The following is an 18,198-nucleotide window of genomic DNA, read 5'->3' as shown; positions in this document are numbered from 1 at the left end:
GGCCGCCGGCGTCGAGGCTGCCGCTGCTCCCGCTCCGCCGGGTCGGGCATCCGGAACGGCACGCCCGCGGCCGGGCGTCGCGCATCCCGGGGCGGCCGGGCGTCGCGCGTCCCGGGGCGGCCGACCGGCCGCGGGTCACTGGTGGGAGGCGACGTTCGCGGCGGCGGCGACCGCCGGGAGCAGGGCGTGCGCCCAGACCCGGTAGCCGTCGGCGGAGGGGTGGAAGCCGTCGTGGCAGAACGTCCCGGCGTCCGCCCGGAACACCGGACCGGTCTCGGCGGCCAGGTCGACCACGGTGCCCCCGGCGTCGAGCACGGCCACCGTCTGGGCGCGGGCGATCCGCCGCCCGGACCAGCCGACCACCTGCCGCAGCGGGGGCGCGATGGCGCGTACCGCGCCGAGGTCGGGGCAGGCGCCGACGACCACCTCGACGCCCGCCTCGCGCAGCCGCCGCACGGCCGCGCCCAGGTACGCCGCGGCCTCCGCCGGCCGGCGCAGCCCGGTGGCGTCGTTGGCGCCGATCAGGACCACCGCCACGTCGGGACGCGGGCCGAGCAGGGCGCGGGCCACCTGGGTGGCGAGATCCGTGGAGCGGGAGCCGGACACCCCGACGCTGGACAGGTGCACCCGGCGGCCGGTCGGCCCCTCGGCGAGCAGGTGGGCCAGTTGACCGCCGACGGTGTCGCCGAGCCGGGCCACGCCGACCCCGAGGGCGGACGAGTCGCCGAGCAGGACCAGCCGCAGCGGTGGCGCGCCGGCCCGCCCGACCGTGGCGCGCAGGGCCAGCCCCAGCTCCGGCTGGGCGTACGGGCGGTTCCGGGCGACGAACGCCTCGCCGGCGAGGACGGCGACGCCGCCGATCGTCCCGGCGATCAGGGACAGGGCCGTCGCCCGGCCCAGCCGGAGTGCCAGTTGTGCCCCGGCGCCCCGGTCGCCCAGGCCGTGCCTGCCGCCGCGCTCGGTCATGGCCGTCCCTCCAGTGTGGGTGTGTCGGCGGCTGGGCCGGGTTGCGGCACCGCGCCGACGCCGAAGAAGGCCCGCCGACGCAGCTGCGCCCACCGCCCCGCCGGCCCACGGTCGCGGCCGTGGACCTGCGTGGCACTGACCTCCGTGCCGGCGTGCCGGGCCGCCTCCTGGGCGGCCTCAGGCAGCGACCGTACGCCCTCGACGCGCCCGAGACCAGGGCGGCGTTCCTGCGCGGCGCCCAGCGCGGAGAGCACGGTCGGCAGCATCGCGGCGGCGGCCACCGCGTAGCCCTCCGCGGACGGGTGGAACCGGTCCCAGGCGAACATCCGGGTCGGCTCGGCCACGAACCGGGGGCCGAGCAGGTCGCCGAGGGAGACCGTCCAGCCGCCCGCCTCGACCACCGCGACCGTCTGCGCGGCCGCGAGCTGCCGGCTCCACCGCCGGGCCAGCCAGCGCAGCGGCGGCTGGATCGGCCGGATCGCGCCCAGGTCGGGGCAGGTGCCGACCACCACCTCGCAGCCGGTGCCGCGCAGCGCGTGGACCGCGTCGACGAGGTAGCGCACCGCCACGGCCAACGGGGTGCGGTTGGTGACGTCGTTGCCGCCGATGAGGATGACCGCCACGTCCGGCTCGCACTCCAGCGCGGACTCGACCTGCGGGCGCAGCCCGGCGGAGATGGCGCCCACCACGGCGAACCGGTGCAGCCGGACCGGCCGGTGCAGCCGGCGGGACAGGCCGGTGGCCAGCAGCGCGCCGGGCGTCTCCCGGCGGCGGTGCACGCCGTACCCGGCGGCGGAGGAGTCGCCGAGGATGACCATGGTCAGCGGGCGGCCGGGCAGCTTCGCCCCGTACACCCCGTCGCAGCGGGGCGGGGGCGCCTCGGCCATCGGGATGGTGCGGCGCGCCTGCCGGGCCTGCCCGACCAGCACCCCGGTCGTCGCCACGGCCGCGGCGGCGGTGGCGCCCGTGCCGAGCGCCGCCAGGCGGGCGATCTGGCGGGCGCGCTGCCAGCGCGGAACGACCGGTGCGGCGGAACCAGCGACCCCCATGAACCGAGGTTATCGCGATCGTGCGACACGCCGCTGTGGTCGTGCCGGGCGGCGGACGGCTGGGATCCGACCGTCGCGGGTACCACTTGCGGGGACACCGCACGCTGTCGGACGGGAAGGGGCGTGGAGATGGGAAAGACACTGAAACGGAGCGCGGCGTTCGCGGCGCTGGCCAGGGCGCTGACCGCCGGGGCGCGGGGCGGGCCATCGCTGGGCGCCCGGTTGGCGGCGCTGCCCCGGATGGTCCGGGCCACCACCCGGGGCGAGTACGACGGCGGGCTCCGGCTGGCCCTGATGACGGCGGCGACGGCGTACATCGTCTCGCCGGTCGACCTGCTCCCGGAGATCCCGCTGGCGGTCTTCGGCCTCGCCGACGACGCCGTGGTGGTGACCTGGCTGGCCGGGGCGGTGCTCGCCGAGACCGAGCGGTTCCTGGAGTGGGAGGCGCGCCGGCGCTCCGTCATCCCGGGGCATGTGGTGCCCTGACGGCACGTACCCTGAGCGTCGGTATGAACGTCTGCCCGGCCGCCGTCGCCGGCGCCACAACGAAGGGCACAACGAGGTGCAGTACTACGACAACGTCGTCGAGTTGATCGGCAACACGCCGCTGGTACGGCTGCGCAACGTCACCGAGGGCATCCAGGCGACGGTGCTGGCGAAGGTGGAGTACGTCAACCCGGGCGGCTCGGTGAAGGACCGGATCGCCCTGCGGATGGTCGAGGACGCCGAGCGGGTGGGCATCCTCAAGCCCGGCGGCACCATCGTCGAGCCGACCAGCGGCAACACCGGCGTCGGGCTGGCCCTGGTGGCCCAGCTGAAGGGCTACCGGTGCGTGTTCGTGTGCCCGGACAAGGTCAGCCAGGACAAGCAGGACGTGCTGCGCGCGTACGGCGCGGAGGTGGTGGTCTGCCCGACGGCCGTCGCCCCGGAGGACCCGCGGTCCTACTACAACGTCTCCGACCGGCTGGCCCGTGAGATCCCCGGCGCGTGGAAGCCGAACCAGTACAGCAACCCGGCCAACCCGCGCTCGCACTACGAGAGCACCGGCCCCGAGCTGTGGAAGCAGACCGAGGGCCGGATCACCCACTTCGTCGCGGGCGTGGGCACCGGCGGCACCATCTCGGGCATCGGGCGCTACCTGAAGGACGCCTCCGACGGGCGGGTCCGGGTGATCGGCGCCGACCCGGAGGGCTCGGTCTACTCGGGCGGCACCGGCCGGCCGTACCTGGTCGAGGGCGTCGGCGAGGACTTCTGGCCGGAGACGTACGACCGCACCATCGCCGACGAGATCGTGGAGGTCTCCGACAAGGCGTCCTTCGAGATGACCCGGCGGCTGGCCCGCGAGGAGGGGCTGCTGGTCGGCGGCTCCTGCGGGATGGCCGTGGTCGCCGCGCTGGAGGTGGCCCGCAGGGCCGACCCCGACGACGTGGTCGTGGTGCTGCTGCCCGACGGCGGCCGGGGCTACCTGTCGAAGATCTTCAACGACCGGTGGATGGCCCGGTACGGGTTCCTGGACAACTCCGGCGCCGAGCCGACCGTGGCCGAGGCGCTGGCGAAGAAGCCGGGCGGGCTGCCCGAGCTGGTGCACATGCACCCGACGGAGACGGTGCGCGACGCCATCGACTACATGCGCGAGTACGGCGTCTCCCAGCTGCCGGTGCTCAAGGCCGAGCCGCCCGTGGTCACCGGCGAGGTGGCCGGCTCGATCGCCGAGCGGGACCTGCTCGACGCCCTGTTCACCGGGCAGGCGCACCTGCACGACACCATCGAGCGGCACATGGGCGACCCGCTGCCGATGATCGGCGGCGGCCAGCCGGTGAGCGAGGCCGTGACCATGCTGGAGAAGTCCGACGCGGCGCTGGTGCTCGTGGACGGCAAGCCCAAGGGCGTGCTGACCCGGCAGGACCTGCTCGCCCACCTCGGCGCCCGCTGAGCGGTAGGCCCGCCGCGGCCACCGGGCTCCTTCCCGACATCGTGTCAGGAAGGGGCCCGTCCGCACAGTTCGCGTGCGTAGCGGAGTTGGGCGACGACGGCGGGGCCGATCAGTTCGTCCCGGCGCTCGCCGGTGGCCGTCCAGCCGCCCCGCTCGTAGAACCGGCGGGCGGGCGAGTTCCGCTCCAGGACCCAGAGCACGGCACGCGTCCAGCCGCGCGCCCGCAGCGCGTCCAGCGCGTCGACCATCAGCGCCCGCCCGGTGCCCCGCCCGAGCTCGTCCGGTTCCAGGTGGATCGCGTTGAGCAGGCCGGCGGCCGGGTCGCCCGCGTCGTCCGGGCCCAGGTAGGTGAAGCCGACGAGCCGGCCGTCGCGCTCGGCGACCGTCATCCGGTGGTCGGCCCGCTCCCACTTCCAGCGTTCGACCCAGTACCGGCCCAGTTCCAGCCCGCTCGGCCCGGCCAGCGCCTCCGGCGGCAGGAACGGCGAGTACGCGGACACCCGGGACCGCCGGTGCAGGGCCCCCACCGCCATCAGGTCCGCCTCGCCGGCGGGGCGCAGCGTGACCGTCACCGGGTCGAGGCTACCCGTCGCGGCGGGACCTGCACGGTCGTCAGGTCCTCGGCGACGACGAGATCCCCGTCGAAGTGCCGGCGCGCCTCGTCGGCGAAGCGCCGCGCGTCGGCGTACCGCTGGGAGAAGTGGGTGAGCACGAGTCTGCGTACCCCCGACTCGGCCGCCACCCGGGCGGCCTGCCCGGCCGTGAGGTGGCCCACCTCGGCGGCGAGCGCGGCCTCGGACTCCAGGAACGTCGACTCGATGACCAGCAGGTCGGCATGCTCGGCGAGGGCGTACACCGCGTCGCAGAGCCCGGTGTCCATCACGAACGCGAACCGCTGCCCCGGGCGGGTCACGCTCACCTCGTCCCGGGTGACGCGGCGCCCGTCCACGTCCAGGTGGCCGGCGCGCAGCAGGTGCCCGACGGCCGGCCCGGCGATGCCGTACGCGGCCAGCCTCTCCGGCAGCATCCGGCAGCCGTCCGGCTCCACCAGCCGGTAGCCGTACGTCTCGATCGGGTGCCGCAGCCGGCGCGCCTCCAGCGTGCCGACGCCCAGCGCGATCCGCTGCCCGTCGGCGTCGATCGGCTCCACCCGCAGCTCGGCGGTCTCGTGGAAGGAGCTGGCGTGCCGCAGCCGGGCGAAGTACTCCGCGCCGCCGGCCGGGAAGTGCACCGCCACCGGGTGGGGCACCCGGTCCAGGGAGAGCCGCTGGATGGTGCCGGGCAGGCCCAGGCAGTGATCGCCGTGGAAGTGGGTGACGCAGATGCGGGTGAGGTCGGTGGCGGTGACTCCGCTGTGCAGCAGCTGCCGCTGGCTGCCCTCGCCCGGGTCGAAGAGGATCACCTCGTCGTCCCAGCGCAGCACGTACCCGTTGTGGTTGCGCTGCCGGGTCGGCGCCTGACTGGCCGTCCCGAGCACCACCAGCTCGCGCATCGACAAGGCGTCCTCCGAGGCGGGACGGTCGGGCCACCGCCCGACACGAAGCGACCCCCGGGGCTTCCGTGCTCGCGCACGGGCCGGCTGGACTGGGCCGGCACCCCGGGGGTCGGGTGGCTGTCGTGGATTCGCCGCGCCGCTGCCACACGGTCTCGACGATGGTGCCTGATTGCCCGCCTCGCGGCGGATTTGATCACTGTCGAGGACAGCGGCTAGCGGACAGCCACCTCACGAGTCCAACTGGCATACAAGTCTGGACCACCTCCTTTCCCGTGTACCGCCACGCTATCCACTTCTCGGGGGTGCCGGCAACGGATTTCGATCACAGCCGCCCCCGCAGGGCCGGCCGGCGCTGCCGATCGGGCTCCGCCCGGCCCTCATCGGCCGTCCCGGACCACCCCATCGGCCCCTGGAGCGGGCTTGATCCGGCGTGTCAGGGTGAGCGGGGGACGGAAGGAGGCGGCGGGCATGCCGACGAGGGGACGACGAGCCGTGCGTACGGTCGGCGGGCTCGGCATGGCCGCCCTGCTGGCCGCCGCCGGGGTACTGGTGGCGGCCGCCCCGGCGCGGGCGGTCGCCACCAGGACGGTGGCGTTCTGGAGCATGGACGAGCCGGCGGGCGCCACGGCGCTCGTCGACAGCAGCGGCAACGGCCGGCACGGGACCGTCGGCACGGAGGTGGCCACCGGGGCGAGCACCACGACGACGACCTGGACCGTCGTCCTCCGCGCCGCGGAGTGACGCCGGCCCGGGCCACCGTCGGCCGGTTCGGCGTGGCTCAGGAGGTACGGGCCACGCCGACCGGACAGCTCAGCCCGTTCGGGCCGTGGTTGCAGTACCCGTTCGGGTTCTTCGTCGGCGCCAGGTACTGCTGGTGGTAGTCCTCGGCGAAGTAGTAGTCGCCGAGCCGGTCGATCTCCGTGGTGATCTCGCCCTTGCCGGCGCGCGCCACGATCGGCGCGAACGCGTCCCGCGACGACTGGGCGATCGTCAGCTGCTCGTCGGTGGTCGCGTAGATCGTCGAGCGGTACTGGGTGCCCACGTCGTTGCCCTGGCGCATGCCCTGGGTCGGGTCGTGGTTCTCCCAGAAGACCTTGAGCAGGTCCTCGTAGCCGATCCGGGCGGGGTCGTAGACCACCTGGAGCACCTCGGCGTGCCCGGTCCTGCCCGAGCAGACCTCCTCGTACGTCGGGTTCGGGGTGATCCCGCCCGCGTAGCCGACGGAGGTGGTGAGCACGCCGGGCAGCGTCCAGAACAGCCGCTCGGCGCCCCAGAAGCAGCCCATCCCGAAGACGGCGACCTGCGAGCCCGCCGGGAACGGGCCCTTCAGCGACGAGCCGAGGACCTCGTGCCGGTCGCTGATCGGCATCGCGATGGAGCGGCCGGGCAGGGCCTGGTCGGGGGTGGGCAGTTCGGCCTTCATGCGGCGAAGGAACACGGTGCGACTCCTCTCGTACCTCTCCCCGCGCACAACACCGCCGGGCACCCGTTCCTTACCCGCCCCGGCGCACCTCAGCCCCGGGCGCGGGCTGAACTTCGGGCGGCACGGCGGTTCCGGGTGCGCCGACGGTCGTGATCGGTCAGAGGGCGGCGGCGATGCGCTCAGCGTACGAGGTGGCCTCCGCGTCGTCGAGGTAGCGGGTGCGGGGCCAGAAGAAGCCGCGCAGCCCGTCGCCCTTCGTCCGCGGCACGACGTGCGTGTGCAGGTGCGGGACGGACTGGGACACCCGGTTGTTCATCGCCACGAACGTCCCGCCGGCCTCCAGACCGGACTCGACCGCCACGGCGAGCCGCTGGACCAGCCCGAAGTAGCCGGCGAGGGCGTCGGCGGGCAGCTCCGCCAGGGTCACCAGGTGGGTACGCGGCACGACCAGCACGTGCCCCCGGAACACCGGCCGGGTGTCCAGGAACGCCACGCCCTCCGGCGCGTCGACGACCCGGAACGCGGGCGCCTCGCCCGCCACGATCCCGCAGAACACGCACCCGCTCACCGGGGCCAGGGTAATCCTGGTCGGCTGGATGGGCCCTGCGGACGTCCGGCCTGGTTGGGCCCACCGGACGGGACGGGGGGACTAACGTCTCGGGAATGAGTCACGGCTTCGAGACACTCGCCATCCACGCCGGTCAGGAACCCGAGGCCCGCACCGGCGCGGTGATCCCGCCCATCTACCAGACCAGCACGTACGCGCAGGACGCGGTCGGCGCGCCCCGGCAGGGCTACGAGTACAGCCGCTCCGGCAACCCGACCCGGGACGCCCTGCAGGAGTGCCTCGCCGCACTGGAGGGCGGGTCCGTGGGGCTCGCCTTCGCCAGCGGCCTGGCCGCCGAGGACACCCTGCTGCGCACCGTCTGCAAGCCGGGCGACCACGTGGTCATCCCCGACGACGCGTACGGCGGCACGTACCGGCTCTTCGCCAAGGTGGCCGAGCGCTGGGGCGTCGACTACACCCCGGCCAAGGTGTCGGACCCGGCCGCGGTGCGGGACGCGATCCGGCCCGGCACGACGCGGATCGTCTGGGTGGAGACGCCGACCAACCCGCTGCTCGGCATCGCCGACATCGCCGCCCTGGCCGCCGTCACCCACGACGCCAACGCACTGCTCGTCGTCGACAACACGTTCGCCTCGCCGTACCTGCAGCAGCCGCTCGCCCACGGCGCGGACGTGGTGGTCCACTCGACCACCAAGTACATCGGCGGGCACTCCGACGTGGTCGGCGGCGCCCTGGTGGTGGCCGACGCCGGGCTCGGCGACGGCGTGCGCTTCCACCAGAACGCGATGGGCGCCGTCAACGGCCCGTTCGATGCCTGGCTCACGCTGCGCGGCATCAAGACCCTCGGCGTACGCATGGACCGGCACTGCGACAACGCCGAGCGGATCGCCGCGTACCTGGACGGGCACGCCAAGGTCGCCCAGGTCATCTACCCCGGCCTGCCGTCGCACCCGGGTCACGAGGTGGCGGCGAAGCAGATGCGCCGGTTCGGCGGGATGATTTCCTTCCGGGCGGCCGGCGGCGAGGAGCACGCCGTGGAGATCTGCAACCGCGCCAAGCTCTTCGTGCTCGCCGAGTCCCTCGGCGGCGTGGAGTCCCTCATCGAGCACCCCGGTCGCATGACACACGCAAGTGCCGCCGGCTCGCCGCTTGAAGTTCCCGGCGATCTCGTGCGACTGTCTGTCGGCATCGAGACGGTCGAGGACCTGCTCGCCGACCTGGAGCAGGCGCTGGGCTGACCGCTTGGCTGGGGAGGGTGGCCGTGCAGGACATCATGCCGACCTGGGTGGGGGCGACCGCGAAGCAGATCGCCCGGGGCGTACGCCGTGGCGACGTCTCCGCCACCCAGGTCGTGGCGGACCACCTGGAGCACGTCGCCCGAGCCGACGCCGACCTCGCCGCGTTCCGGACGGTACGCGGCGGGGAGGCGATCACCGAGGCCGAGAAGGTCGACGAGCAGGAGGATCTGGCCAACCTCCCCCTGGCCGGGGTGCCGGTCGCCGTGAAGGAGAACACCCCGGTGGCCGGCCTGCCCACCTGGAACGGCTCGGCCGCCGTGCGTACGGCCGTGGCGGAGGCCGACGACGAGGTGGTCCGGCGGCTGCGCGGCGCGGGCGCGGTGATCCTCGGGGTGACCCGGATGCCGGAGCTGGGCCTGTGGGCGGTCACCGACGACGACTCGGCTGTCACCCGCAACCCGTGGGACCTCAGCCGGACCCCCGGCGGCTCCTCCGGCGGCGCGGCGGCGGCCGTGGCCGCCGGACTGGTGCCGATGGCGCACGGCAACGACGGCCTCGGCTCGATCCGTATCCCGGCGGCCTGCTGCGGCCTGGTCGGGCTCAAGCCCGGCCGGGGCGTGGTGCCGTGCCGGCTCGGCGCGGACGACTGGTTCGGCCTGACCGCACACGGCGTGCTCGCCGGCACGGTGGCCGACGCGGCGGTGGGCTTCCAGGTGCTGGCCGGCCGCCGCCCGGAGAAGCTGGTGCCCCCGCAGCGGCTGCGGGTGGGGGTCTCGCTGCGCTCCCCGGTGCGCGGCGTCTCGCCCGACGCACCGAACCGGGACGCGGTCGCCGCCGCCGGCCGGCTGCTCGCCGCCGCCGGGCACGACACCGTTCCCGCCGACCCGGTGTACCCGACCGTGCTCGGCCTCCAGGCCATCGCGACCTGGTTCGCCGCGGCCGCCGCCGACGTGCGGGCCGGCGGCGTGGACCGACGCCTGCTCCAGCGGCGCAGCCGCCGGCACGTCTCGCTCGGGGAGTGGGCGCAGCGCCGGGGGTACGTCCGGGAGACCGACCGGGCCGCCTGGCGGGAGCGCTCGATCCGCTTCTTCGCCGACCACTCGGTCGACCTGCTGCTCACCCCGGCGCTGGCCGGGCCGCCCCCGGAGGCCACCGGCTGGTCGAGCCGGTCCTGGCTGGCGAACATGCGCGCCAACATCCGGTACGCCCCGTACGCCGCCCCCTGGAACATCGCCGGCCTGCCCGCGATCGTGGTGCCGGTCGGCCGCCGCCCGGACGGCCTGCCGGTGGCGGTGCAGCTCGTCGGCCCGCCCGGCTCGGAGCTGCTGCTGCTCGGCGTCGCCGGCCAGTTCGAGATGCAGGCCCCCTGGTCCCGGCACGCCCCCGGCTACCCCCGCGTCGGAACGGGGTCGCCGGCCGTCGCGTGATCGCCGGGCAGCGGCACCGGGGCCCACGGTGACGCCCCCGTTGCCGCAGGTAGTCGGCGGTGGGACTGTGGTGTCGCCGTCGGCTGTGGAACCCCTGGGTGGCACGATCGGGGCATGACGGAACTGGTCGGTCTCGCCGACGTGCGGGCCGCGCGGGAACTGCTCGCCGGCGTCACCCGCACCACCCCGCTGGAGCCCTCCCGTCCGCTGAGCGCCGTGCTCGGCGGGCCGGCCTGGCTCAAGTGCGAGAACGTGCAGCGCGCGGGGTCGTACAAGGTGCGCGGCGCGTACGTGCGGATCTCCCGGCTGTCGGCGGCGGAGCGCGCCCACGGCGTGGTGGCCGCCAGCGCCGGCAACCACGCGCAGGGGGTGGCGCTGGCCGCCGGGCTGGTCGGCACGCAGGCCACCGTCTTCATGCCGTTGGGCGCGCCGCTGCCCAAGGTCGCCGCCACCAAGGGGTACGGGGCCCGGGTCGAGCTGGTCGGCAACACCGTCGACGAGTCGCTGGTCGCGGCCCAGGCGTTCGCCGAGCGGACGGGCGCGGTGTTCATCCACCCGTTCGACCACCCGGACGTGATCGCCGGGCAGGGCACCGTGGCGCTGGAGATCCTCGAACAGTGCCCCGACGTCAAGACGATCGTCACCGGGGTGGGTGGGGGCGGCCTGGTCTCCGGGATCGCCGTCGCCGCGAAGGCGCTGCGCCCGGACGTGCGGGTGATCGGCGTGCAGGCGGCCGGCGCGGCGGCGTACCCGCCCTCGCTGCTCGCCGGCGAGCCGGTGCGCCTTCCCGCGTACGGCACGATCGCCGACGGCATCGCGGTCGGCCGTCCCGGGGAGCTCACCTTCGTCCACGTGCGCAAGCTCGTCGACGAGGTCGTCACCGTCTCCGAGGAGGACATCTCCCGGGCGCTGCTGGTGCTGCTGGAGCGGGGCAAGCAGGTGGTGGAGCCGGCCGGGGCGGTCGGCGTGGCCGCGCTACTGGCCGGCGTCGTGCGGGTCGAGACCCCGGCGGTGGCGGTGCTCTCCGGCGGCAACATCGACCCGCTGCTGATGCTGCGGGTCATCGAGCACGGGCTCGCGGCGGCCGGCCGCTACCTGCGGTTCACCGTGCGCTGCTCGGACCGGCCCGGCCAGCTCGCCTCGCTGCTCGCGGAGATCGCCGAGCACCGGGCGAACGTGGTCGACGTGGAGCACCAGCGCGCCCACCCCCACCTGCGCCTGGGCGAGGTGGAGGTGGCGCTGTCGGTGGAGACCCGCGGGGTCGAGCACTCCGACGCGCTGATCGGCTCGCTGCGGGCCAGCGGCTATCAGGTGGTCTTCGCCGGCGAGGCGTGACCGGCGGCCGGGCTGTCGGCCAGTTCCCGTCGCGCTGCCCGGCGCGCCGCGTGCTCGCGGGCCGACGCCGGCAGCGGCACCGTGGTGGTGGACCAGACCAGCGGCCTCGGCGCCGCCGGCCGCCGGGCACGCCGCAGCGCCGCTGGCAGGGGCCGGTCCTTGAGGCGCATCGCCGGCCGCTCGACCAGGTGCCAGGAGGGGACAGCCAGGGCCAGCGTGCCCAGCACCGACAGCAGGACGTACACCGGCAGGCCGTACCGTGCGCCGCCGACCAGGGCGATGACCTGCTGGACCGGCCAGCCGTAGATGTAGATGCCGTACGAGTAGTCCCGGGCGCGGCCGATCCGCCGGAACGGGCCGGGCAACGCGACCGCCAGGTAGAACAGCAGGTACGCGTACGCCGGCAGACCGAGGACGAAGAAGCCGCCCTGCCACAGGCTGACCGCCAGGACGCCCCCGGCCAGGGCGGCCAGCGCGCCGTGCATCGGGATGCGGTGCCGGTACAGCCGTGCGGAGGCGCCCAGCAGGAACAGGAAGCCCAGACAGAGCAACTGGTGCACGCTGAACTGCCCGATCACCGGGAACGGCCCCAGCGAGCCGCGGTTGCGCAGGCCGGCCGTCAGGGTCGACGCGCCCAGCGTGTCGCGCAGCAGGACGAGCCAGCAGAGCGCGGCGAGCAGCACCACCGCCCGGGGCGCGCGGCGCAGCACCCGGGTGGCCAGCAGCGCGCCGACCAGCGCGTAGCAGGCCAGCTCGTACCGCAGGGTCCACAGCGAGGTGTCGAACGACGTCGGACGCCCGCCGAGCGCCTGGCCCAGCGGGGTCTCGGACAGCAGGCCCGAGATGGTCGACCGCTGCCACGCGGGGAACAGGTTGGCGGTGACGTACGACACGGGGCCCTGCGGGTGGTGCCAGAAGCCGTCGAGGTTGCCCCGTTCGTAGAGGGCGACCAGCGGCGCGATCACGAACGCCGTCACCAGCAGGCACACCCACAGCCCGGGGAAGATCCGCAGGAACCGGTGCCAGGCGTACCGGCCGAGGGGGAACCTCAGGCCGCTGCCGGTGATCAGGAATCCGGACAGCACGAAGAAGCCGTAGACCGCGAGCGCGCCGATGTTGGTCTGGCCGGCCGTCAACTCGTGGCCGAACTGGTCCTTGTCGAATCCACCCAGCGGACGGGCGTGGCCGACGATGACGGCGGACGCCAGTCCCAGCCGGAGCACACCGAGGGCGTTGTGCCGGGCGGAGAACCGTTCCGCCAGGGTCGGCGGGCGCAGGCCCGCCCGTCGCGTCCGTCCGGGAGAGGTCTTCGCGGGCATCGCTGCAGGCAGGGGCACCCGAGGCACCATAGCCGGCAGCGCGTCGGAAGGAAACTTCGTGACGTACGCGCCCGAAAGCGGACGCGTGGGACGCGGCGGGCGGACCCGGGCGGGGTCAGCCGGTGAACGGCTCGAATCCGACCACCGTCACCTTGATGTCCGCGCCGCTCGGCGCGGTGTAGGTGACGGTCTGCCCGGAGCGGCTGCCGAGGATCGACTTCCCCAGCGCCGACTCAGGGCTGTAGACGGTCAGGTCGGTGGTCGACGCGATCTCGCGGGAGCCGAGCAGGAAGGTCTCCGTGTCGTCGGGGTCGTCGTCGAAGTAGATCGTCACGACCATGCCGGGCGAGACCGTGTCGGCGGTCGGCGCCCCGCCGACCTTGGCCGTACGCAGCAGCTCCTTCAGGTAGAGGATCCGCCCCTCCTGCTTGCCCTGCTCCTCGCGGGCGGCGTGGTAGCCGCCGTTCTCCCGCAGGTCGCCCTCCTCGCGCCGGGCGTTGATCTCGGCGGCGATGACCGGCCGGTTGGCGATCAGCTCGTCGAGCTCTGCCTGGAGGCGGTCGTACGCGTCCTGGGACAACCAGGTGGCGGACGCCTCGTTGTCGGAGTTGGACACAGGCGGTCTCCTTGGTCGTGCGGAACTGGCTGACGAGTGAACTACCAAGTTACCAGTGCGCCGCACCCCTCGGGTGTCGACGATCACCACGAGGGCGGGTGCCGGGGCGCGGCGGCCGGCCGGATTCACGGTGTCGGCGGGGCGTCAACCGGCCGGATCCACGGTGCCGACGGGCCCGTCAGCCGGCCGGCCGGCAGCGCACCACCTCGCCGACGAACGGCCGGGCGCTGGTGGTCAGCAGGTGCCGGGCGGTGACCTGGGACTCGCCCGGCCGGGCGGTCACGGTCACCTCCTGGCGCGCCACCTCGGCGCCGTCGTGCGAACGGGCCCGCAGCGCGCAGGTGGCCGACCCGCCCGCCGGCACGGTCACCCGGAAATCGACCACCACCTGGGAGTCGGTGATGTCGGAGTAGCTGATCAGTTGGGCGTCGTAGACGGGGTCGCCGTACTTGTCGTACAGGCTGTACGAGGCCACGCCGAGCGCCGCCACCACGGCCGCGACCAGCAGCGCGGCCAGCGCCGGACGGCGGCGGCCCGGCTCCCGGCGGCGGCCGTACCGGCCGGGCGGGAACACCGGCGCACCCGGTGGAAGTGTGGCGTGCGTCTCGCTCACCGGCGGGTATCTCCTGGCGTTGTTGTCTGCGGTATCGGCAAGAATGGCAGGGTCCATCTTCCCAGCCCGGTGCCGGCCCTGAGCGAGCGCCGGTCGTCCCTGACCAGATCGGGCCTGACCAGAGCGGTCGAGCCGGGCAGGTCAAGGATGACAGGTCGGCCCGCCGACGGGCGGCGCCGGCCGGGCACAGACGAGGAGCGCCACAAGTGGCAGAGCAGCTGCGTCTCATGGCCGTCCACGCGCATCCCGACGACGAGTCGAGCAAAGGTGCGGCGACCATGGCGAAGTACGTCGCCGAAGGGGTGGACGTGCTGGTCGTGACGTGCACCGGCGGCGAGCGCGGCAGCGTGCTCAACCCGAAGATGGACCGTCCGGAGGTCTGGGCCAACATCGGCGAGATCCGCCGCGCCGAGATGGACGCCGCCCGTGCGATCCTCGGCGTCGAGCAGGCCTGGCTCGGCTTCGTCGACTCCGGACTGCCCGAGGGCGACCCGCTGCCGCCGCTGCCCGAGGGCTGCTTCGCGCTCCAGGGCGTCGAGGTCGCCGCCGCCCCGCTGGTGCGGCTGATCCGCCAGTTCCGGCCGCACGTGATCACCACGTACGACGAGGAGGGCGGCTACCCCCACCCCGACCACATCATGACCCACAAGGTGACCGTCGCCGCCTTCGAGGCCGCCGGTGACCCGGAGCGCCACCCCGACCTGGGCGAGCCCTGGCAGCCGCTCAAGCTCTACTACGACATCGGCTTCTCCCGCGGCAAGATCCTGGCGCTGCACGAGGCCATCCTCGCCGCCGGTATGACCTCGCCGTACGAGCAGTGGCTCGAGCGCTGGGAGGAGCGCCCGGACAAGGGCCCCCGGATCACCACCCGGGTCGAGTGCGCGGAGTACTTCCCGGTCCGCGACGACGCCCTGCGCGCCCACGCCACCCAGATCGACCCGGACGGCTTCTGGTTCCAGGTGCCGATGGAGCTCCAGCAGCGCGCCTGGCCGACGGAGGACTTCCAACTCGTCCGCTCGCTGGTCGACAGTCCGCTGCCCGAGTCCGACCTGTTCGCCGGGGTACGCGAGACGGCCCATGCCCGCTGACCCGGCGCGGGGCTACCCTGGTGACCAGCCGTACTCCGGAGGAACGCCATGCTGACCGCTGCCCAGGTGCTCGCACAGAACAACTTCGGTGACACCCGCACGGGTGGCCTGGCCGGCCCGATGGGCCTCTTCCTCATCGTGCTCCTGGCCACCGCCACCGTGCTGCTGATCCGTAACATGAACGCCCGGCTGCGCCGGCTGCCCGACCGCTTCCCCGCGCAGTCGACCCCCGCCGACGTGGACCGGGTCGACGCCACAGTCGTCGATCCGACAGACGGGACGGAGACGCAGGACTCACGCGGGAGCGGGGAGCAGGGCCGCCAGCAGCGGCGGAACGGGTGATCCGGGCATGATTCACGCCGAAGCCGGTCGTCGCCCCCTGTTGCGGTCACCAGCTTTGGCTTAGCCTTCCGCCGGGGACGTTAAGTTCCCGAACAGTGCGCGGGAGGGGGCGCCGATGACCGGGTCAGCGACGGCTGCCCACCGTGCCGCGCGACGCCCGGCGGACGGGAGAGGTCGGTGACCTCCGGCGGGGCCGGCGAAACGCCCGGCCGGCTCGGGGTGCGCGGCACCCCGCGCCGGGTGCTTCTGCTGACCGCCGCCCTGGTGCTGACCGCGTTGGTGACCGCCGCGGTCGGCCTGGCGATCCCGGCCCGGCTGCCGGCCGACGATCCGCTCCCGGGGGCCGTCCGGTTCGGCATCGCCGTCGCCGCCTTCGCGGTGGCCCACCTCGCCCGGCTCCGGTTCCGCGTCAGCTCCGGGATGGCCAGCATCACCTGGGGCGAGGCGGCCCTCATCGTCTGTCTGCACCTGTTGCCCGCCGGCTGGCTCCCCGCCGCCGTGCTGCTCGGCGCCGGGCTGGCCTGGACGGCGCTGTCCCTGGCGGCCGACCGCCGCCCGCCGGTGGAGACCGCCCGGATCGTCGCCTCGCTGACCGCCGCCACCGCCCTCGCCGTGGCCGTCGCCGCGTCCCTCGGCGCGCCGCTGCTGGCGGCGCCCACCCCCGGGCTCGCCCTCGCCCTGGTGGCCGGCTCGGTCACGTACCTGCTGAGCTCCGCCTGGCTCGGCGGTGTCACCGTGGCGCTGCGGCACGGCGTGTCGATGGGCCCGCCGCTGCTCGCCACGCTCCGCGGCAAGCTGCTGATGTTCGTCGGCAACGTGGTCGTCGGGCTGGTCGTGGTGGCGTTGCTGGAGATCGACGCCCGCTGGCTGCTGCTGCTTCCGCCCGCGCTCTGGCTGCTCCAGCAGACGTACCGGCACCGGCTGCGGGCCGATGAGGAGCGGCGCGCCTGGCAGGCATTCGCCGACGCCACCGCCGCGCTCAACCAGCTCGACGAGCGGGGCGTCGCCACCGCCGCGGTGGCCGGCGCGCTGACCCTCTTCGGCGCCGAGCTCGTCGACGTGAACGTGGCCCGGGGCGACGGCCGGTGGCGGCGTTACCGGGGCGACAGCGCTGGCCGGGTGGTGGACCGGGAGATCGCCCCGCCCGCCCGCTCCGAGCCGGGGGAGCAGGAGCTGGTCCGCCCGCTCACCGTCGGCGCGACCCGGGTGGGCGAGCTGCGGGTGCGCTTCCCGCGCGCGGCGCCGTGCGGCCGGGAGCGCGACGCGCTGGCCGCGTTCTCCGACGCGCTCGCCGCCGCCCTGCACGACGCCGCCACCCACCGCGAGCTGCGGCTGGTCACCGCCAAGTCGTCGTACGAGGCGGTGCACGACCCGCTCACCGGCCTGCTCAACCGGGCCGCCCTGCTCAGCAGGGGCGACCAGGCCCTGCGGCAGCGCGCCCACGACCAACCGGTGGCGCTGCTGCTGCTCGACATCAACCAGTTCAAGGAGGTCAACGACACCCTCGGGCACGCCGCCGGAGACCAGCTGCTCCGGCTCACCGCCAACCGGCTGAGCGCGCTGACCCGCCCCGGGGACCTGCTGGGCCGCCTCGGCGGCGACGAGTTCGCCCTGCTGCTCACCGCGGTCCCGGTCGTCGGCGGGCGCACCGCGCCGGCGACGTACACGCTGCGCCGGGCACGGGAGATCACCGAGCGCCTGGCCGCGCCCACCGAGGTGGCCGGGGTGCGGATGTCCGTCGAGATCTCCGTGGGGGTGGTCGTCGCCGACGCCGGGACCGCCGACCTGACCGAGTTGCTACGCCGGGCCGACATCGCGATGTACCAGGCCAAGGAAGGCGGCAGCAGCGTCGCCGCGTACGACAGCTCGCAGGACGTCGCGAGCACCGACCAGTTGGCGCTGCTGGCGGAGCTGCGGGAGGCGCTGGCGGCCGACGATCAGCTCGTGCTGGCCCTCCAGCCGGCGGTGGACCTGGCCACCGGCGCGCCGACCGGGGTGGAGGCGCTGATCCGCTGGCGGCACCCCCGCCGGGGCTGGCTCAGCCCGGGCGACTTCATCCGCCCGGTGGAGAACAGCGAGCAGCTCGGCACGTTCACCCGGTACGTGCTGGACAAGGCGCTCGCGGTGGCGGCCGAGTGGGGCCGGGCGGGGCTGGACGTGCCGATCTCGGTGAACGTCTCGGCCCGCAGCCTGCTCGACCCCAGGCTGCCCGCCGAGGTCGGCGACGCCCTGCGCCGGCACCAGGTCCCGCCGCACCGGCTGGTGCTGGAGATCACCGAGACCGTGGTGATGAGCGAGCTGGAGGTCATCGACGAGGTGCTCGCCACGCTCCGGTCGATGGGCGTGCAGCTCGCGGTGGACGACTTCGGCACCGGCTTCTCCTCGCTGGCGTTCCTGACCCGGATCGCGGTGGACGAGCTGAAGGTCGACCGCTCCTTCGTGATGCGGATGGCCGAGTCGCCGGAGGCGGCGGCGATCGTCCGGACCACCGTCGGCCTCGCCCACGAACTGGGCCTGCGGGTTGTCGCCGAGGGCGTGGAGACCGCCGAACAGCGGCTGGCCCTGGCCGAGCTGGGCTGCACCGCCGCCCAGGGGTACCACTTCTTCAAGCCGATGCCCGCCGACAAGGTCGGCGCGGTGCTCGGCTCGCTGCTCGACACCGCCCAGGGCAACGTCTTCCCGTTGCGCATCGACGGCGCCTCCTGACGTAACCCTTAACGGATTCGCTTGTAGTCACCTACGAATTGACGATTCGGGCAGTGGGGCCGTAAGGTGATCCATGCTGA

18 protein-coding genes are annotated in these 18,198 nt (G+C 74.4%); 9 read left to right on the top strand and 9 right to left on the bottom strand.

The window, feature by feature from the left end; all coding sequences use genetic code 11:
- Window positions 1-135: 135 nt before the first annotated feature.
- Together ABGB16_RS00220 and ABGB16_RS00215 are read right to left on the bottom strand one after the other, a co-directional pair.
- Window positions 136-966, bottom strand: coding sequence for an SGNH/GDSL hydrolase family protein (locus ABGB16_RS00220; RefSeq protein ID WP_347665870.1), 831 nt, complete (start codon window positions 964-966; stop codon window positions 136-138).
- Entirely contained in the window at window positions 963-2,015 is a 1,053-nt protein-coding gene (locus ABGB16_RS00215) for an SGNH/GDSL hydrolase family protein (RefSeq protein ID WP_347665869.1), read from the bottom strand. The genes ABGB16_RS00220 and ABGB16_RS00215 overlap by 4 nt, the downstream gene beginning before the upstream one ends.
- Before the next feature lie 129 nt (window positions 2,016-2,144).
- On the opposite strand from ABGB16_RS00215, the gene ABGB16_RS00210 reads away from it, so the two are divergent.
- Both ABGB16_RS00210 and ABGB16_RS00205 read left to right on the top strand, forming a co-directional pair.
- Window positions 2,145-2,501, top strand: a complete 357-nt coding sequence (locus tag ABGB16_RS00210) for a YkvA family protein (RefSeq protein WP_347665868.1) — start codon at window positions 2,145-2,147, stop codon at window positions 2,499-2,501.
- 76 nt (window positions 2,502-2,577) lie between these two features.
- Complete coding sequence (locus ABGB16_RS00205) at window positions 2,578-3,948, top strand: cystathionine beta-synthase (protein WP_347665867.1); 1,371 nt, start codon at window positions 2,578-2,580, stop codon at window positions 3,946-3,948.
- A gap of 44 nt (window positions 3,949-3,992) precedes the next feature.
- On the opposite strand, the gene ABGB16_RS00200 is transcribed toward ABGB16_RS00205, so the two are convergent.
- The gene (locus tag ABGB16_RS00200) at window positions 3,993-4,520 is read right to left on the bottom strand and encodes a GNAT family N-acetyltransferase (RefSeq protein ID WP_347665866.1); all 528 of its coding nucleotides are present in this window, start codon (window positions 4,518-4,520) and stop codon (window positions 3,993-3,995) included.
- The gene (locus ABGB16_RS00195; protein WP_347665865.1) at window positions 4,517-5,446 is read right to left on the bottom strand and encodes a ribonuclease Z; all 930 of its coding nucleotides are present in this window, start codon (window positions 5,444-5,446) and stop codon (window positions 4,517-4,519) included. Before ABGB16_RS00195 ends, ABGB16_RS00200 begins: the two co-directional genes overlap by 4 nt.
- A gap of 465 nt (window positions 5,447-5,911) precedes the next feature.
- Here ABGB16_RS00195 and ABGB16_RS00190 point away from each other — a divergent pair, with 465 nt between their 5' ends.
- Window positions 5,912-6,184, top strand: coding sequence for a hypothetical protein (locus ABGB16_RS00190; protein ID WP_347665864.1), 273 nt, complete (start codon window positions 5,912-5,914; stop codon window positions 6,182-6,184).
- Between the two features lie 37 nt (window positions 6,185-6,221).
- Here ABGB16_RS00190 and msrA read toward each other — a convergent pair whose 3' ends face one another.
- Window positions 6,222-6,881, bottom strand: a complete 660-nt coding sequence (gene msrA, locus ABGB16_RS00185) for a peptide-methionine (S)-S-oxide reductase MsrA (RefSeq protein ID WP_347665863.1) — start codon at window positions 6,879-6,881, stop codon at window positions 6,222-6,224.
- A gap of 142 nt (window positions 6,882-7,023) precedes the next feature.
- On the bottom strand, window positions 7,024-7,434 hold the full coding sequence (locus ABGB16_RS00180; RefSeq protein ID WP_347665862.1) for an HIT family protein: 411 nt from the start codon (window positions 7,432-7,434) through the stop codon (window positions 7,024-7,026).
- Window positions 7,435-7,529: 95 nt separating this feature from the next.
- On the opposite strand from ABGB16_RS00180, the gene ABGB16_RS00175 reads away from it, so the two are divergent.
- From ABGB16_RS00175 to ilvA, 3 genes are all read left to right on the top strand, one after another.
- The gene (locus ABGB16_RS00175; RefSeq protein ID WP_347665861.1) at window positions 7,530-8,672 is read left to right on the top strand and encodes a cystathionine gamma-synthase; all 1,143 of its coding nucleotides are present in this window, start codon (window positions 7,530-7,532) and stop codon (window positions 8,670-8,672) included.
- 17 nt (window positions 8,673-8,689) lie between these two features.
- Entirely contained in the window at window positions 8,690-10,099 is a 1,410-nt protein-coding gene (locus tag ABGB16_RS00170) for an amidase (protein ID WP_347665860.1), read from the top strand.
- 114 nt (window positions 10,100-10,213) lie between these two features.
- Window positions 10,214-11,434, top strand: coding sequence for a threonine ammonia-lyase (gene ilvA / locus ABGB16_RS00165; protein ID WP_347665859.1), 1,221 nt, complete (start codon window positions 10,214-10,216; stop codon window positions 11,432-11,434).
- Here the strand turns inward: ilvA and ABGB16_RS00160 are convergent.
- From ABGB16_RS00160 to ABGB16_RS00150, 3 genes are all read right to left on the bottom strand, one after another.
- Entirely contained in the window at window positions 11,407-12,771 is a 1,365-nt protein-coding gene (locus ABGB16_RS00160; RefSeq protein WP_347665858.1) for an acyltransferase, read from the bottom strand. The genes ilvA and ABGB16_RS00160 overlap by 28 nt on opposite strands.
- 97 nt (window positions 12,772-12,868) lie before the next feature.
- Window positions 12,869-13,369 carry a transcription elongation factor GreA gene (greA, locus tag ABGB16_RS00155; RefSeq protein WP_347665857.1) on the bottom strand — a complete coding sequence of 167 codons (501 nt, stop codon included), beginning with the start codon at window positions 13,367-13,369 and terminating at the stop codon, window positions 12,869-12,871.
- A gap of 178 nt (window positions 13,370-13,547) precedes the next feature.
- Window positions 13,548-13,982 (bottom strand): DUF4307 domain-containing protein, encoded by a 435-nt coding sequence (locus ABGB16_RS00150; RefSeq protein WP_347665856.1) that lies wholly within the window; start codon window positions 13,980-13,982, stop codon window positions 13,548-13,550.
- Window positions 13,983-14,188: 206 nt separating this feature from the next.
- Here ABGB16_RS00150 and mca point away from each other — a divergent pair, with 206 nt between their 5' ends.
- From mca to ABGB16_RS00135, 3 genes are all read left to right on the top strand, one after another.
- The gene (gene mca, locus ABGB16_RS00145) at window positions 14,189-15,070 is read left to right on the top strand and encodes a mycothiol conjugate amidase Mca (RefSeq protein WP_347665855.1); all 882 of its coding nucleotides are present in this window, start codon (window positions 14,189-14,191) and stop codon (window positions 15,068-15,070) included.
- Window positions 15,071-15,118: 48 nt separating this feature from the next.
- Entirely contained in the window at window positions 15,119-15,412 is a 294-nt protein-coding gene (locus tag ABGB16_RS00140; protein ID WP_347665854.1) for a hypothetical protein, read from the top strand.
- Window positions 15,413-15,589: 177 nt separating this feature from the next.
- A complete protein-coding gene (locus ABGB16_RS00135) occupies window positions 15,590-18,118 on the top strand; it encodes a bifunctional diguanylate cyclase/phosphodiesterase (RefSeq protein WP_347665853.1) in 2,529 nt (842 codons plus the stop codon).
- The last annotated feature ends 80 nt before the right edge of the window (window positions 18,119-18,198 follow it).

Origin of the sequence: Micromonospora sp. B11E3, assembly GCF_039871625.1 — a bacterium.
Classification (GTDB): domain Bacteria; phylum Actinomycetota; class Actinomycetes; order Mycobacteriales; family Micromonosporaceae; genus Micromonospora.
This window is presented reverse-complemented; position numbering and strand designations above follow the sequence as displayed.